Source organism: Pseudomonas sp. G5(2012), assembly GCF_000408945.1.
In the GTDB taxonomy this organism is placed as follows: Bacteria; Pseudomonadota; Gammaproteobacteria; order Pseudomonadales; family Pseudomonadaceae; genus Aquipseudomonas; species Aquipseudomonas umsongensis.
Genome location: NZ_APIO01000008.1, coordinates 1 through 14,325 on the forward strand (window position 1 = coordinate 1; position 14,325 = coordinate 14,325).

At 57.2% G+C, this 14,325-nt stretch carries 14 protein-coding genes; 8 read left to right on the top strand and 6 right to left on the bottom strand.

Annotated features, from left to right (window positions below):
* Positions 1-125 precede the first annotated feature (125 nt).
* Genes PG5_RS03325 through PG5_RS03335 form a run of 3 tightly spaced genes read right to left on the bottom strand, consistent with a single transcriptional unit; the run spans position 126 to position 3,595 of the window.
* Positions 126-1,034: a LuxR C-terminal-related transcriptional regulator gene (locus PG5_RS03325; RefSeq protein ID WP_033045467.1), complete on the bottom strand. Its 909-nt coding sequence runs from the start codon at positions 1,032-1,034 to the stop codon at positions 126-128.
* Positions 1,031-2,449 (bottom strand): aminotransferase, encoded by a 1,419-nt coding sequence (locus PG5_RS03330; RefSeq protein ID WP_020795664.1) that lies wholly within the window; start codon positions 2,447-2,449, stop codon positions 1,031-1,033. Before PG5_RS03330 ends, PG5_RS03325 begins: the two co-directional genes overlap by 4 nt.
* Positions 2,450-2,488: 39 nt before the next feature.
* Positions 2,489-3,595 carry a polyamine ABC transporter substrate-binding protein gene (locus tag PG5_RS03335; protein ID WP_020795665.1) on the bottom strand — a complete coding sequence of 369 codons (1,107 nt, stop codon included), beginning with the start codon at positions 3,593-3,595 and terminating at the stop codon, positions 2,489-2,491.
* A gap of 218 nt (positions 3,596-3,813) precedes the next feature.
* Here PG5_RS03335 and PG5_RS03340 point away from each other — a divergent pair, with 218 nt between their 5' ends.
* The 3 genes from PG5_RS03340 to queC all read left to right on the top strand — a co-directional run bounded on the left by PG5_RS03340 (position 3,814) and on the right by queC (position 6,794).
* A complete protein-coding gene (locus tag PG5_RS03340; protein WP_020795666.1) occupies positions 3,814-4,596 on the top strand; it encodes an enoyl-CoA hydratase-related protein in 783 nt (260 codons plus the stop codon).
* Positions 4,593-5,774, top strand: a complete 1,182-nt coding sequence (locus PG5_RS03345) for an acetyl-CoA C-acyltransferase family protein (RefSeq protein ID WP_020795667.1) — start codon at positions 4,593-4,595, stop codon at positions 5,772-5,774. The genes PG5_RS03340 and PG5_RS03345 overlap by 4 nt, the downstream gene beginning before the upstream one ends.
* 321 nt (positions 5,775-6,095) lie before the next feature.
* The gene (gene queC, locus PG5_RS03350; RefSeq protein ID WP_020795668.1) at positions 6,096-6,794 is read left to right on the top strand and encodes a 7-cyano-7-deazaguanine synthase QueC; all 699 of its coding nucleotides are present in this window, start codon (positions 6,096-6,098) and stop codon (positions 6,792-6,794) included.
* Positions 6,795-6,849: 55 nt separating this feature from the next.
* On the opposite strand, the gene PG5_RS03355 is transcribed toward queC, so the two are convergent.
* Both PG5_RS03355 and PG5_RS03360 read right to left on the bottom strand, forming a co-directional pair.
* Entirely contained in the window at positions 6,850-7,722 is an 873-nt protein-coding gene (locus PG5_RS03355) for a queuosine precursor transporter (RefSeq protein WP_020795669.1), read from the bottom strand.
* A complete protein-coding gene (locus PG5_RS03360; RefSeq protein WP_020795670.1) occupies positions 7,715-8,311 on the bottom strand; it encodes a helix-turn-helix transcriptional regulator in 597 nt (198 codons plus the stop codon). Before PG5_RS03360 ends, PG5_RS03355 begins: the two co-directional genes overlap by 8 nt.
* A gap of 424 nt (positions 8,312-8,735) precedes the next feature.
* Between PG5_RS03360 and PG5_RS03365 the strand changes: the two genes are divergently transcribed.
* The gene (locus tag PG5_RS03365; RefSeq protein ID WP_020795672.1) at positions 8,736-9,113 is read left to right on the top strand and encodes a DUF6124 family protein; all 378 of its coding nucleotides are present in this window, start codon (positions 8,736-8,738) and stop codon (positions 9,111-9,113) included.
* Between the two features lie 41 nt (positions 9,114-9,154).
* On the top strand, positions 9,155-9,409 hold the full coding sequence (locus PG5_RS03370; RefSeq protein ID WP_020795673.1) for a hypothetical protein: 255 nt from the start codon (positions 9,155-9,157) through the stop codon (positions 9,407-9,409).
* A 77-nt stretch (positions 9,410-9,486) separates the two neighbouring features.
* Here PG5_RS03370 and PG5_RS03375 read toward each other — a convergent pair whose 3' ends face one another.
* A complete protein-coding gene (locus PG5_RS03375) occupies positions 9,487-10,665 on the bottom strand; it encodes an MFS transporter (RefSeq protein ID WP_042955227.1) in 1,179 nt (392 codons plus the stop codon).
* Positions 10,666-10,764: 99 nt separating this feature from the next.
* Here PG5_RS03375 and PG5_RS03380 point away from each other — a divergent pair, with 99 nt between their 5' ends.
* The 3 genes from PG5_RS03380 (at position 10,765) to PG5_RS03390 (ending at position 14,315) form a co-directional block, all read left to right on the top strand.
* The gene (locus PG5_RS03380) at positions 10,765-11,529 is read left to right on the top strand and encodes a helix-turn-helix transcriptional regulator (RefSeq protein WP_020795675.1); all 765 of its coding nucleotides are present in this window, start codon (positions 10,765-10,767) and stop codon (positions 11,527-11,529) included.
* Positions 11,530-11,622: 93 nt separating this feature from the next.
* Entirely contained in the window at positions 11,623-12,741 is a 1,119-nt protein-coding gene (locus tag PG5_RS03385; protein WP_020795676.1) for an HlyD family secretion protein, read from the top strand.
* Positions 12,738-14,315: a DHA2 family efflux MFS transporter permease subunit gene (locus PG5_RS03390; RefSeq protein WP_020795677.1), complete on the top strand. Its 1,578-nt coding sequence runs from the start codon at positions 12,738-12,740 to the stop codon at positions 14,313-14,315. Before PG5_RS03385 ends, PG5_RS03390 begins: the two co-directional genes overlap by 4 nt.
* The last annotated feature ends 10 nt before the right edge of the window (positions 14,316-14,325 follow it).

The window sequence follows — 14,325 nt, forward strand, 5'->3', positions numbered from 1 at the left end:
ACCGGACACTAGTGACGCTCCGCGTGGGAATGCAGCCCGGGACGCTCTGCGTCCCCTCCAGCGCTGGAACGCGGAGCGTCCCTTGAGGCATTCCCACGCAGAGCGTGGGAACGATCGTTACAGGCTCAATGCCCGCGCAACCACTCGATGAACAGCGCAAACAACTCCGACTGCGAACCCACCTCCAGCTTCAGATACAGGTTCTTGCGGTGCATGCGCACGGTTTCCGGTGAGATGTTCATCTGGCTGGCAGTGGATTTCACCGAGTGCCCCCGCAGCACCATGTGCGCCACTTCGCGCTCACGTTCGGTGAGCAAGTCACAACCGAACTGTTCGAACGCCGTTTGCACCCGATGCTTGAGATCATCGCGCAGGCCTTGATCGTTATCGCCCTGGATCTCGTCACTGCGCTGCAGGCCACGGCGACTGAATTCGCTGATGAATTCGCGCACCAGCGGTTCGACGGCGCGCAGCAGATTCAACTGCTCCACCCGCAGGCATTCACCGCCGAAACCTTGAAAGAGGCTGACGGAGATTTTCGTGTCGTTGCCGGTATCGACGATGTAGTAGCTGTCTTCCGAACAGTTCGCCTTCAGGTAATAGGTCTTGTAGTAATCACTGTCGAAGAAGTTGTCCGGCGCAATTTCCTCCAGGTGATAAAACCCCTGTGCCAGTCCCTGCTCCACCGCCAGGCAGAACGGGTCGAGCAAGTAGCCCCCGGCAAAATAGCGCTCAAGAATCGAGACCTGATACTCTTGGGCAATCCCGCGCTGATACAGCAACTGTGGTGCGCGGTCCTTGCGCTCCAGGCTGATCATCATCGACTCGATGGACACCAGCTGCGCCAACGCCGACGCCAGGTATTGCAGCGCGTCGGGCTCATCGATATGGGCGAACGCCTCGCGCATGCCCCCATGCCATTTATGCAGTGCCCCGAAGGGCATCGTGATCAGTGTTTCGTCGTTTGGCTTGCTCATGCCACGCAGTCTAGCGGGTGAACAGTCCCTTGGTAACGACCTGAGGGTTGAAATCATTGGCCGAAATACTGGCCGCTCGCCTCAAGCTCGGCCGCCACTTCCAGGATGCACTCGCGCAGGATGTCGACGATCTCATCGACCTGTGCATAAGTCAGGATCAGCGGCGGCGACATCACGTTAAGGTGCATGATCGGCCGCACCAGCAGCCCCCTCGCTTGTGCCCGCACATGGATTTTCTCACCAATGTTGATTGCGTCGGCGAACAACGCCTTGGTGCGTTTGTCGGCGACGAACTCCACGCACGCCATCAATTTCAGGCAACGCACATCACCCACCAGGGGCAGGTCGCGCAACGTGGCCAGGCGCTGCTCCAGGTAACCGCCAACATCGTCGACGTGGGCCAGCAGGTTTTCCCGCTCGATGATTTCAATGTTCTTCAGCGCTGCCGTGCAGCACACCGGATGGCCGCTGTAGGTGAAGCCATGGGTAAAGCAACGGCCCTGGCCTGGCTCGGCAATGATCTTCCAGATGCGCTCGGAAAAGATGCACGCACCCAGCGGCAGGTAAGCCGAAGTCAGGCCCTTGGCGGTGGTGATGATGTCAGGCTGCACGTCGAACACATCCTTTGACGCGAAGAACTTGCCCAGGCGACCGAACGAAGTGACCACCTCGTCGGCGACGAACAGGATGTCGTAGCGCTGGCAGACTTCCCACATGCGCTTGAGGTAACCCTTGGGTGGAATGATCACCCCGCCTGAGCCCATCACCGGCTCGGCAAAGAAACCGGCGACCTTGTCTGCTCCAATCGACAGGATCTTGTCCTCAAACTCCTTGACCAGGAACTCGAGGAACTGCGCCTCGTCCATGCCATCCGGCGCACGGTAGGGATTGGGGTTCGACACGTGGTGAATCAGCGGGTTGGCGTAATCGAACTCCGGCACCCGGTCGGCCGCCTTGTTGCCGATCGACATCGTCAGGGTGGTGGAGCCGTGGTACGCGTTGAAACGGGCGATGACGTGCTTTTTTTCCGGCAGGCCGCGGCAGTTCTGGTAGTACTGGACCAGCCGGTAGGCTGTGTCCACGGCAGTTGAGCCGCCGGTGGTGAGGAACACGTGATCGAGGTCGCCGGGCGCCAGGCTGGCGAGTTTTTCGCACAACTCGATGGCGACGTTATTGGCCATGTCGGAAAACGGGTTGGAATAGGCCAGCTGTCGCACCTGATCGGCAATGGCCTGGGCCATTTCCTCACGGCCCAGGCCGATATTGGTGCACCACATGCCGCCCACGGCATCGAGAAAGCGGTTGCCCTGGGTGTCGTAGATATAGGCGCCATCACCGGCGACGATGTTCAAGGAGCCTTGTTCGGCATGCTCGTCGAACACGTGATAACCGTGCATATGGTGGGCCTTGTCGGCCTTGACCAGCCGGGACTCGTCCGCTGGGGAAAAAACGCTGCGTGTTGGCGTCGCCATAAATAAACCTCTAACCGGATTGACTAACGATCGAACGAATCAGATGCCGCTTTTCACCGTGCTCCAGACACGGGTCATGGCGCGCATGTCCTTGGCGTCCTGGGTCTTCTGCGGGAACAGGCGCTCGCGGGTGGCGTCATCGGGGTAAATCGCCGGGTTATTGCGCACATCGGCATTCAACAAAGGCGTGGCCGCCGCGTTGCTGTTGGCGTAATGGATGTAGTCAGTGACGTCCGCCATCACCTGCGGTTGCATCAGGTATTCAAGGAATTTGTGCGCATTGGCGACATGGGGTGCGTCCGCCGGGATGTACATGTTGTCGAACCAGATCAGCGAGCCTTCCTTGGGAATGAAGTAGGACAGGTTGATGTTCAACTTGGCTTCTTCCGCGCGGGCCATGGCCGTCGCGTAGTCGCCGGACCAGGTCATGGCCATGCACACATCGCCGTTGGGCAGGCTGGTCAGGTAATTGACCGAGTCGAACTTGCGGATGTACGGCCGCACGGACAACAGCAGTTCCTGCGCCGCCTTCAGGTCATCCGGCTTGGCGCTACGGGGATCACGACCGAGGTACTTAAGCGCCAGGGGAATCACTTCGGTGGGCGCATCGACCAGGGTCACACCACAGTCGGCGAAGCGCGAGACGATCTTCGGATCGAAAATCATTGCCAGCGAGCCGATCGGCGCATCCGGCATGCGCTCCTTGATCTTGTCGACGTTGTAGGTGATGCCATTGCTGCCCCAGGTATAAGGTGCCGAGTAGGTGGGGCCCGGATCGAACCCTTGCAGGTCGTGCAAGACTTTCGGGTCCAGGTTGCTCCAGCCCGGCAGTAGTTTCTTGTCCAGTGGCTGGAACACCTTGGCCTGGATCAGCGGCGGCGCGAGGGATGCATTCAGCACGATCAGGTCGTAACCGGAGTGGCCGGTGAGCAGCTTGGCCTGCACCGTTTCATAGGCATCGAAGGTGTCGTAGATCACCTTGATACCGGTGGCCTTTTCAAAATCGGCCAGGGTTTTCTCACCGATGTAGTCCGCCCAATTATATAGCCGCAGCGTATTGGCGCCGTCCGGCTCGCCAGCGTGGGCACTCAGGGTCAGCGGTACAACAAACAGACTGGAAATCACCTTAAGCAGTGTCTTGCCCATAGCAAATGCACCTTATCAAGCGAGTTCGGCTCTGGATGAGCGGATGAACCTACTATTGGTGGATTCGCCAGGCGGCACCATACCCCGAATGGGTGTGTGGGCGGTTTTACCGACGCGATATGGCAAAAAGCATCAGCTCGGTTGACCCGTTTTGTCATAGCTGCGGGGTTCCCCTGCCGCTTAAAGTGGCCGTCGAACCGACTCTGCAAGAGCCCGCAATGACCGACCTGATCAAACAAGACTATCGCGATGGCGTGCTGACACTGACCATTGATCGTCCCGACAAGCTCAACGCCCTGACCAACGCCATGTACACGCGCTTGGCCGACCTGCTGTTTGCAGCTGACGAGAACGACGAAATCGGGGTGGTCATCGTGACCGGTGGCCCGAACTGTTTTACCAGTGGCAACGACCTGGTGGATTTCCTGCAAGAGCCGCCAACGCACCTGGACAGCCCGGCATTTCGCCTGATGCGCGCCGTGACCCACCTGCGAAAGCCGTTGATCGCGGCGGTTTGCGGGGCCGCCATCGGCATCGGCACCACCCTGCTGCTGCATTGCGACCAGGTGCTGGTGACCCGTAATGCCAAGCTGCGCACGCCGTTCGTCAATCTGGGCCTGTGCCCCGAGTTCGGTGCCAGCCTGCTGCTACCACGCCGACTGGGCCAGGCACGCGCGGCGCGCCTGCTGTTGTTGGGCGACAGCCTTGATGGCAGCGAAGCGGTGGCCTGGGGCCTGGCCAACGAAGCCTTCGATGACGGCGAACAGTGCCTGGCCGCGGCGGCAAAAATTGCCCAGCGCTTCCTGGCGATGCCCCAGCAAGCCTTGCGCCAATCCCGGCAGCTGATGACCCAGGCCGGCATGGCCGAACTGCAAGCCACCCTGCGCGAAGAAAACCTGCTGTTCATCCAGCGTCTCAACACCGTTGAGGCAAAAACGGCCTTGAACGCCCTGCTCAATCGCAGTACAGATAAGAATCCAGCAAAAGGAACACAGCCATGAACACCCCGGAAATTTACGTCGTCAGCGCCGCTCGTACCGCCATTGGCACCTTCGGCGGTTCACTCAAGGACGTGCCACCGGCCGATCTCGCGACCACCGCCGTGAAAGCCGCCCTGCAAAAAGCCGCCGTTGACCCGGCGCTGGTCGGTCATCTGGTGATGGGCCATGTGATCCCGACTGAAACCCGCGACGCCTACATCTCCCGCGTTGCCGCCATGAACGCCGGCATCCCGAAGGAAACCCCGGCCTACAACGTCAACCGCCTGTGCGGTTCGGGCCTGCAAGCGATCATCAGCGCGGCGCAGACCCTGCTGCTGGGCGACGCCGAAATCGCCATCGGCGCCGGTGCCGAGTCCATGAGCCGTGGCCCGTACCTGCTGCCATCCGCTCGTTGGGGCGCGCGCATGGGCAACGTCCAGGCCGTCGACTACATGCTCGGCATCCTGCATGACCCGTTCCAGAACATTCACATGGGCATCACCGCGGAGAACGTCGCCGCACGCAACGGCATCACCCGTGAAATGCAGGATGCCCTGGCCCTGGAAGACCAGAAACGCGCAGCCCACGCGATTGCCAACGGCTATTTCGTTGATCAGATCGCGACCGTGGAAATCCCGGATCGCAAGGGCACCAAGCTGTTCAACGTCGACGAGCATCCACGCGCCACGTCCCTGGAACAGTTGGCGGCGATGAAGCCGGCGTTCAAGAAGGACGGCTCGGTCACCGCCGGCAACGCCTCCGGTCTCAACGACGGTGCTGCCGCACTGGTCATGGCCACCGGCGCCGCGGTCCAGGTCAATAACCTGCGCCCACTGGCCCGCCTGGTCAGCTACGCCCACGCCGGCCTCGAACCGGAACTGATGGGCCTGGGCCCGATCCCGGCCACGCGCCTGGCGCTCAAGCGCGCCGGCCTGACCGTCGCCGACATGGACGTGATCGAAGCCAACATCGCGTTCGCCGCACAAGCCTGTGCCGTCAGCCAGGAGCTGGACCTGGACCCGGCCAAGGTCAACCCGAACGGCTCGGGCATCGCCCTGGGTCACCCAGTGGGCGCTACCGGCGCAATCATCGCCACCAAGGCCATCCACGAACTGCACCGCATCAACGGCCGTTACGCACTGGTGACCATGTGCATCGGCGGTGGCCAGGGCATCGCGGCGATCTTCGAACGCGCCTGACCCCTGTCCCGCAGGACCTGTAGAACCTGTAGGAGCTGTCGAGTGAAACGAGGCTGCGATCTTTGATCTGAACAATCAAGATCAAAAGATCGCAGCCTGCGGCAGCTCCTACAGGGCTGTGTCTTTTCAAGTGAGCCCCATACCCGACGACCATTCCCGTCGCACCACTACCCTTCGGAATTTCCAGATATCTGCCAATAACTGACAGATTCGGAAAGCGCCGACAGCCATCTCGGAAACGTCCCACAGCCACAGTTTGATCTTCCCGGTACGGTCAATGCCCCCAACACACGTTGGATTCCCTCCAAGGAAGAAAAAAGCATGACTAAAAAGGCAGTTATCGTTTTCAGTGGCGGACAAGACTCAACCACCTGCTTGATCCACGCGCTACCGCTGTTTGATGAAATTCACTGTATTACCTTCGACTATGGACAACGCCATCGCGCGGAAATTGAAGTCGCGCAACAACTTTCCAAAAAGCTTGGCATAAAAGTGCATAAGGTATTAGATACTTCATTGCTTAATGAGCTGGCCATTAGCAGCTTGACGCGCGACAACATTCCCGTACCAAGCACAAGCAACGCAGGACACAGTCTACCGAGCACCTTCGTACCCGGTAGAAATATTCTGTTTTTAACTTTGGCGTCTATTTACGCCTATCAAGTGCAAGCGGACACCGTCATCACCGGTGTTTGTGAAACCGATTACTCTGGCTATCCTGATTGCCGGCATGAATTCATCGAGGTGCTGAACAACGCCATCGCGCTGGGAATGAATTACAAATTACACCTTGAAACTCCGTTAATGTGGTTAAACAAAGCGGAAACGTGGGCATTAGCTGACCACCATAATAGCCTGGACTTGATCCGCGACCATACCTTGACTTGTTATAACGGGATGAAAGGCAGCGGCTGTGGCAATTGCGACGCCTGCAATCTTCGTGCGAAAGGGCTGAATGACTTTCTGGAAGACAAGGAGAAAACCATGAAAACCCTGAAGAGCAAAATAAGCCTAAAATAGCTAGCACGTTATCGGGCGGTATGAATTCCAGATTGTTAATTATAGCCTCCACAACTTATACCGCCTGAGCTCCAGCCACATATTTCTTGAACAGCGACCTCGCACCATAGGCGGGCAACACGTTGAACACAGCAAAGCACATTTTGATGACTATCTGAACATAAACTATATTCAGGATTTCGTCATTTTCCATGGAGCCATAAAATGCAATAAAGCAAAAAATAAAACTATCTATTATTACTGCAAAAAAGGTACTAAAGAAAACCCGTAAAAAAAGAAACCTTGAACTTGTAAGTTCCTTGATTTTACACAGCAAATATGAGTTTACGTACTCAGAAAAAAGAAACGATACCGATGAGGCTACTAATGCAGACGAGACATGACCAATAACCTTATTGTATGATCCGTCAAGCTCCCAAGTAGGCAGCCCAGGAAGAAAACCAGTGACAGTGAGTAACACCAGAATAAAGGCATTGCTTGCGAAAGCAAAAAATATCGCTCTCCTTGCAAGCCTAAGCCCATAAGACTCATTCAAAAGATCAACTATTAAAAAGGTCAATGGATAGAGGAAAACGCCAGGAGTAACAACAATATCGAAATACTCTAAATATACAAGTTTAGCTGCTGCAACATTCGTAAAAATATAAAGAGCGAACAGCATTAGATTTAGAGCGACATAGGTCATCCACGACCTTTCATGGCGATCAGCGATCTCATAAGCCGTCAAGGCCGAGCCGCCAGAATAAAACTTTCTGTATACGTCTTTTATTTCAACCTTATTAAAGTTATCCATCACCTCACTTTTCATCAACTCAGCAAGTTTGATCTTGATAATTCTTCCTGTGGAGACAACCATAACCAAAGCAAGACTATTGCTCTTTTCAAACCCAAGCAGCCGGTAGCTACTGTTTTCCTGACTTCTACCCATTGAATCTTTCCTCTATTATTTCCCCCACAACACTAACAGCATCCAAATCAAGAACAGACTCACACGTCACAAGCAGTTTTTTCGTTATTTTGTCATAGATGAGCTTTTCTTTTTCACCACTCGATGATCCTTTTTTCACTATCAATAGATCTCCAGGCTCGTTCATGCCAACAATTTCATTCTCCAGCAGCACAGCGATGAGATTGCAAGCGGTACCAAAATAATAAGTAAGAGGATGAGTTGCAGCCAGTTCGCCGATTCGCTTGTCAAGGCTCTGAAAAAGCAAGCTTTCTTTGATGATAGGTACCGCAGCTGGATTCATGTTCCCCTGCAGAGAAACACTACTTTCTATAATCTCCTTCTCTTCAAAATCAACCGTCTCTATTTCCTTGTAAGACACCCCGAAAAAGTCAGAAATCTTACGAATAGTGGATTGCTGAACGTTGACGACTTTTCCTTCAAGAATGTTATAGATTGTTGTTCTGGTCAAACCACTTGAATTGCACAACGACAGCCGAGTTTCCCCGCGACTTTTTATTAGATATTTAATATTGCTCTTCAGTTTTTCTGTCTTCTCTTTTTTATACATTAAATATCTACCACTTAAATTATCCATCAAAAGATCTAATCTACCCTGATGTTTTTTTGATCAGCCCCGGTTTCCTGCACCCTGCCCTCCGAGCGAAAAACAATACTGCAACCACACCTAACAGCCGTCAAACAATGTTTCACAGCATCACATTCAGCGTCAATTCCTACAGCCCTACCCTACTTACATTGAGGATATTTCTTACAGAACCGGAAATCTTCTGGCGAATAAACCTTCAGAAAAACGAAAACGATTAGCACCGCAACTAAACATGAATCATTTAATTACATAGATGTTCATTTTTTTGATTAATTAAATGGTATTTTCTGGTAATAACTTTAGCGGCCCGCCAACTCATGCAGTGCCGCTAACCAATCCTGATTGACGGCATGGGTAGGCATTTCAACTCTGCAAGGACCTCGACATGAAAAAGACCACCCCCAATTCCGCGCAATCGCCCGACCGGTCGATCTACGAGCCTATCGATATCTCCAAACTCTCCGAGATCACCGAACCCCTGGTCAGCGCGCGCCTGCGCAATCCAAATCGTCCCGACCCTGTCAGCCACGTCTTCACCATCATGCCGAACATCGACACTGAGTCCTTGCTCTGTCACGCCTGTGAAACGCTCGCGTCCCTGAATGTCATGGCCACCGACCTTGCGTGTGAACTGGAAGGCTCGCGCCGCAATGTCATGCTGGCGATTCAGCAATTGGCCGTGCTGGGCGAACTACTGGTCAATCGGGCGCTGGACAACCTTGACCCACCGGGTGGTTTCCCCGAGGTACCGCCAAACAACTAGCTGAGTGGTCACGCTCTATTACCCAAAGGAGGTTTTTTGTCATGGATCGATATATGCCTGTCACCGGTATCGACTGTAATGTTCCATCGTTGCTGATCGATACCGAAGCACCACTGGACGTGCTGCACGAAATTGCGGCCTACCGCATCCGCACCGCGACTCAACTGCTGGAAAGCTTTGCGCTCAGCGAAGGCGTTCACAGCGATTTAGCGCGGGTACTGGTGACCTCGCTGCGCGACGGCTGCGATTTGTTGGATGTCGTTGGGCGACGATTGCAGATGCAGCGATCAACTTAGGAACACCGGTGCAGCCAGAACCAACGAAGGGCGCCTTTCGGGCGCCCCTTAATAAGCAAGCACGAAAAAGCGCTGTGTCAGGCAACATCCTTTCCGACCGATCCCCCACCATCGCGGCTAGTCGCGCGCGCACCCTGCTGCTTGATCCCCGACAACATCAACACCAATAAGGCACACAACAACAGTGTCTGCCCCAATGCCTGCCCCCAGGCTACAAGCATCAGCCCGCCACCGATCAACAGGTAATACAGCAATCCAAACAACGCCCCCGCCGTGCCCAGTCGATCACCGTAATTGATCAGGGCCGCGCCGAGGATATTGGGGATAGCCATGCCGAACGCCAGCACCACCAGCAGCATTGGCAGGACAAACAGGGCGCCTTGCTCCAGAAGCAACACACCGCTCGCACCCAGCAACATTATCGCGCCGGCCACCTGGATCAGCTGACGCCCACTCAGCCCTCGTTGCAACAGTCGTTTGTTGAGCCAGGCGCCAAGGCCGGAGCCCAGGGCCAGGACGACACCGCTGTAGCCGAACCATTGCGCACCTGAATCCAGGCGCTGGAACATGTAGGGGCCGAGGCTGTAGTAGCTGAACAGGGCAATGTTGAACGCCGCGACCAACAGCGTCGAGCGCCAGATGTCGCGATCACGCAGCATTGCGCACAGCGTTTCGAACAATGCCGGGGCTTTCACGACCTGTGGTCGGGTTTCCGGCAGATCTCGCAGGCACCAGAGCCACAGCCCCAGCGATAGCGCTAAAAGACAACCCAGTACACCCCGATAACCGAAGACCTGCACCAGGCTCGCCCCGGTAAACAAGCCAATCGCCGGGCTGGCCGCCAACGCGATACCCATCACCGAAAAAACCTGGGCCAGTTGCGCACCCCGGAAGCGGTCGCGCAGCACGGTTTGCGTAACAACCGAACCCACCGCCGCACCAAACGCAGCCAGGCCTTGCGCTACCAACAGCGCATTGAAGGTGCTGACAGTGAGCCCCATAGCCGACGCAGCGGCGTACAACACCAGGCCGGCGAGCATCGATGGTCGACGCCCAATGCGATCACACATTCGCCCCCACACCACTACACCGAACGCAAACGCCAGGAAAAATACCGACAGGGTTAGCGCCGTTTGTTGCGGACCGACAGAAAAAGCCTGGCCGATATCTGCCAACGCCGGGCTGTAGAGTGTTTGCGCGATCTGCGCAAACATCAGCAGGGCAACGGCTAACAGGAGGAGCTTTTTTCCCTTCATCACCACTTCCACTCGCAAGAAATCCGCTAAACAGATTAAGCAGTCGCAACTGGCGTACTATCGAAACCCTGCCAACTTATCAATGAAATCGGACAAATCATGGCTTGGCTGCAAGCCCACACTCCCTTCGATCCCGATCATCATGACGCGCCTGTCATCGGCATCGCCGCGACACTCGGCGATCACGATTCGGGCATGCATCAGCATCAACGCGGGCAGTTGCTGTTTACCCGGAAGGGCTGCACGCGCATCACCCTGGCGCAGCAGTTGTGCCTGTTACCGCCCTCCCGCGCGGCCTGGATACCAGCCGGCGTTGCCCATCGCGCCGTTATGCAAAAAAGTGTCGATTACCGCTCCATCTACCTGACCCCCGCGCTATGTGCAGAGCTGCCACGACAGGTTTGCGTCATCGAAGTCAGCCCGTTGCTGCGGGTCGTGTTGGAGTCGATCGCCAACGCTGACTTCGCCACCGACTGGCAGCAGGGAAAACACGTGCATCTGCTTGCCCTGTGCTTGAGCGAAATACGCGACGCCACCCGCCAACCGATGTTGTTGCCATTGCCCTCGGATAAACGCCTGGCACCGCTACTGGCCAGCCCCGAGAAGCTGCCACCCAGACTTCAGGTTCTGCAGCAACAGCTAGGTGCCAGCGGCCGCACCATCGGACGAATTTTCCAGCGCGAAACCGGCATGAGTTACCAGCAATGGCGGCAACAGTGGCGCCTGATGCGCGCCATCGAACTGCTCGCCACTGGACGCAACATCGGCTACAGCGCTTTCGAACTCGGCTTTGCCAGTGACAGCGCCTTCATCGCGTTCTTCAAGGACATGACCGGAACCACCCCGGGCGACTGGTTGAAATAGGACCTGACAGCCGGCAGCAAAAACCATTTGCGACAAAATATGACATACGTCATATTACGCACGTAATTTAATGGCCTTCACAGGTAATCCTCCATGACCAGCATGCCCACCGTAGAGCCAGACCTTGCTGTCCCGGTGAACACTCCCAAGCCGCTGCTCAAACGCCTGCTCCTGCCGACACTGGGCATCGCCGTGTTGGTACTTGCTGGTATGTACGCCGCACACTGGTGGACCGCCGGCCGGTTCATCGAGGAAACCGACGACGCCTATATCGGTGCTGACGTGACGGTGATCGGGCCGAAGGTGGCGGGTTACATCGATGAAGTGCTGGTGACCGACAACCAGCAGGTCAAGGCCGGCGATGTGCTTATCCGCCTCGACTCACGCGACTATCGCGCCAACCTGGCCAAGGCGGAAGGCGCGGTGGCGGCTGAAGAAGCCCTGCTCGCCAACCTCGACGCCACCGAACAACTGCAACAGGCCGTCATCGGCCAGGCCCGCGCCGGTATCGATGCCGCCGGTGCCGAAACCGCTCGTTCGCGTGATGACGATGCACGCTACAAAAAACTCGTCGCTACCAATGCCGTTTCAGTGGAAAGCGCACAACGGGCGAACGCCACATTCAAGACCGCGCAGGCCCAAAGCAACCGCGCCCAGGCCGAGTTGCTGGCGGCGCAACGGCAGTTGAACGTGATCGCCACGCAAAAACAACAAGCCCGCGCCGCCCTGATTCAGGCTCTCGCCGAGCGCGACCTGGCGCAGCTGAACGTCGGCTACACCGAACTTCGCGCACCGGTAGATGGGGTGATCGGTAATCGCCGGGCACGAGTGGGCGCTTATGCCCAGGCCGGTTCGCAGCTGCTGTCAGTGGTACCGTCCAGTGGTTTGTGGGTCGATGCCAATTTCAAAGAGGATCAACTGGCACGCATGGTGCCTGGGCAGCGAGTCATCATTTACGCCGACGTTCTCTCGGGCCAGGAATTCCACGGCCATCTGGACAGCCTGGCACCGGCCAGCGGTTCGCAATTCAGCGTGCTGCCGCCGGAAAACGCCACTGGCAACTTCACCAAGATCGTCCAGCGGGTACCGGTGCGCATTCATCTCGACCCGGCAGACAGCGTGCTCGGCCACCTGCGCCCCGGTCTCTCGGTCACCGCCGAAGTGGACACACGCAAGGAGCCTGAAACGCCAGCCGTGGCCAGCGCGCCATGAGCCGCGCCCTCGCCGCCCCGGCACCACCGTTCAATGCCGCGAGCATGGCGACGGCGACCAAGGTTTTCGCCTTCGCCAGCATGTGCATCGGCATGTTCATTGCGCTGCTGGATATCCAGATCGTCTCGGCGTCGCTGCGTGACATCGGCGGCGGGCTCTCCGCCGGCACCGATGAAACCGCCTGGGTACAGACCAGTTACCTGATCGCCGAAATCATCGTGATCCCCCTCTCCGGCTGGCTATCCCGGGTGTTCTCCACGCGCTGGTTGTTCTGCGCCTCAGCGGTGGGTTTTACCCTGACCAGCCTGTTATGCGGCATGGCCTGGAACATCCAGAGCATGATCGCCTTCCGGGCCTTGCAAGGGTTTCTCGGCGGCTCGATGATTCCGATGGTGTTTACCACGGCGTTCGTTTTCTTCACCGGCAAGCAACGGGTGATTGCCGCTGCAACCATCGGCGCGGTGGCATCCCTGGCGCCGACCCTGGGGCCGGTGATCGGTGGCTGGATCACCGATGTATCGTCCTGGCACTGGCTGTTCTACATCAACCTGGTTCCGGGGATTTTCGTCGCCGTGGCGGTGCCGATGCTGGTGAAAATCGACCAGCCTGAACTGTCGCTGCTCAAAGGCGCCGACTATCTGAGCATGGTGTTCCTGGCGCTGTTCCTCGGCTGCCTGGAATACACCCTCGAAGAAGGTCCGCGCTGGAACTGGTTCAGCGACCACACGATCCTGACCACGGCGTGGATCAGCGGTCTGGCCGGCTTGGCGTTTATTGGCCGCACCCTGCACGTGGCCAACCCGATCGTCGACCTGCGCGCCTTGAAAGACCGCAACTTCGCCCTCGGCTGTTTCTTTTCCTTTGTCACTGGCATCGGTCTGTTCGCCACCATTTACCTGACACCGCTGTTCCTCGGCCGCGTCCGTGGCTATGGCGCGCTGGACATTGGCCTGGCGGTTTTCTCCACCGGCGTGTTCCAGATCATGGCGATTCCGCTGTACGCCTTTCTGGCCAACCGCGTCGACCTGCGCTGGATCATGATGACCGGCCTTGGCTTGTTCGCCTTGTCGATGTGGGATTTCAGCCCGATCACCCATGACTGGGGAGCCAAGGAATTGATGCTGCCGCAAGCGTTGCGCGGGATTGCCCAGCAATTGGCGGTACCGCCTGCGGTGACATTGACCCTCGGCGGCCTGGCGCCAGCGCGGCTGAAACATGCGTCGGGGTTGTTCAACCTGATGCGAAACCTGGGCGGCGCCATCGGCATCGCCGCCTGCGCGACCATCCTCAATGACCGCACCAACCTGCATTTCACCCGATTGGCGGAGAACCTCAACAGCACCAACGAAGCACTCAACCAGTGGCTGTCCCAAGTTGGCCACAACTTCGCCGCCCTCGGCCAGAGCGGCGACGTGGGTGTCACCGCCAGCCTGCGCCAGCTCTGGCTGCTGACTTACCGCGAAGCGCAAACGCAAACCTACGGCGACGCCTTCCTGATGATCATGGTCTGCTTCATCGTCGCCACGGCGATGGTGCCCTTGATGCGCAAGGTGCAACCACCGGCTGCGCATTGAGGCCTGGCGT

Bases quoted from the DNA above. Each gene is read 5' to 3' on its own strand.
- PG5_RS03370 (WP_020795673.1), top strand. From the start codon at position 9,155: ATGGATCGATATATGCCTGTCACCGGTATCGACTGTAATGTTCCATCG.
- PG5_RS03325 (WP_033045467.1), bottom strand. From the start codon at position 1,034: ATGATTTCAACCCTCAGGTCGTTACCAAGGGACTGTTCACCCGCTAGA.
- PG5_RS03390 (WP_020795677.1), top strand. From the start codon at position 12,738: ATGAGCCGCGCCCTCGCCGCCCCGGCACCACCGTTCAATGCCGCGAGC.
- PG5_RS03365 (WP_020795672.1), top strand. From the start codon at position 8,736: ATGAAAAAGACCACCCCCAATTCCGCGCAATCGCCCGACCGGTCGATC.
- PG5_RS03385 (WP_020795676.1), top strand. From the start codon at position 11,623: ATGACCAGCATGCCCACCGTAGAGCCAGACCTTGCTGTCCCGGTGAAC.
- PG5_RS03380 (WP_020795675.1), top strand. From the start codon at position 10,765: ATGGCTTGGCTGCAAGCCCACACTCCCTTCGATCCCGATCATCATGAC.
- PG5_RS03355 (WP_020795669.1), bottom strand. From the start codon at position 7,722: ATGGGTAGAAGTCAGGAAAACAGTAGCTACCGGCTGCTTGGGTTTGAA.
- PG5_RS03360 (WP_020795670.1), bottom strand. From the start codon at position 8,311: ATGTATAAAAAAGAGAAGACAGAAAAACTGAAGAGCAATATTAAATAT.
- PG5_RS03345 (WP_020795667.1), top strand. From the start codon at position 4,593: ATGAACACCCCGGAAATTTACGTCGTCAGCGCCGCTCGTACCGCCATT.
- PG5_RS03375 (WP_042955227.1), bottom strand. From the start codon at position 10,665: ATGAAGGGAAAAAAGCTCCTCCTGTTAGCCGTTGCCCTGCTGATGTTT.
- PG5_RS03335 (WP_020795665.1), bottom strand. From the start codon at position 3,595: ATGGGCAAGACACTGCTTAAGGTGATTTCCAGTCTGTTTGTTGTACCG.
- PG5_RS03340 (WP_020795666.1), top strand. From the start codon at position 3,814: ATGACCGACCTGATCAAACAAGACTATCGCGATGGCGTGCTGACACTG.
- queC (WP_020795668.1), top strand. From the start codon at position 6,096: ATGACTAAAAAGGCAGTTATCGTTTTCAGTGGCGGACAAGACTCAACC.
- PG5_RS03330 (WP_020795664.1), bottom strand. From the start codon at position 2,449: ATGGCGACGCCAACACGCAGCGTTTTTTCCCCAGCGGACGAGTCCCGG.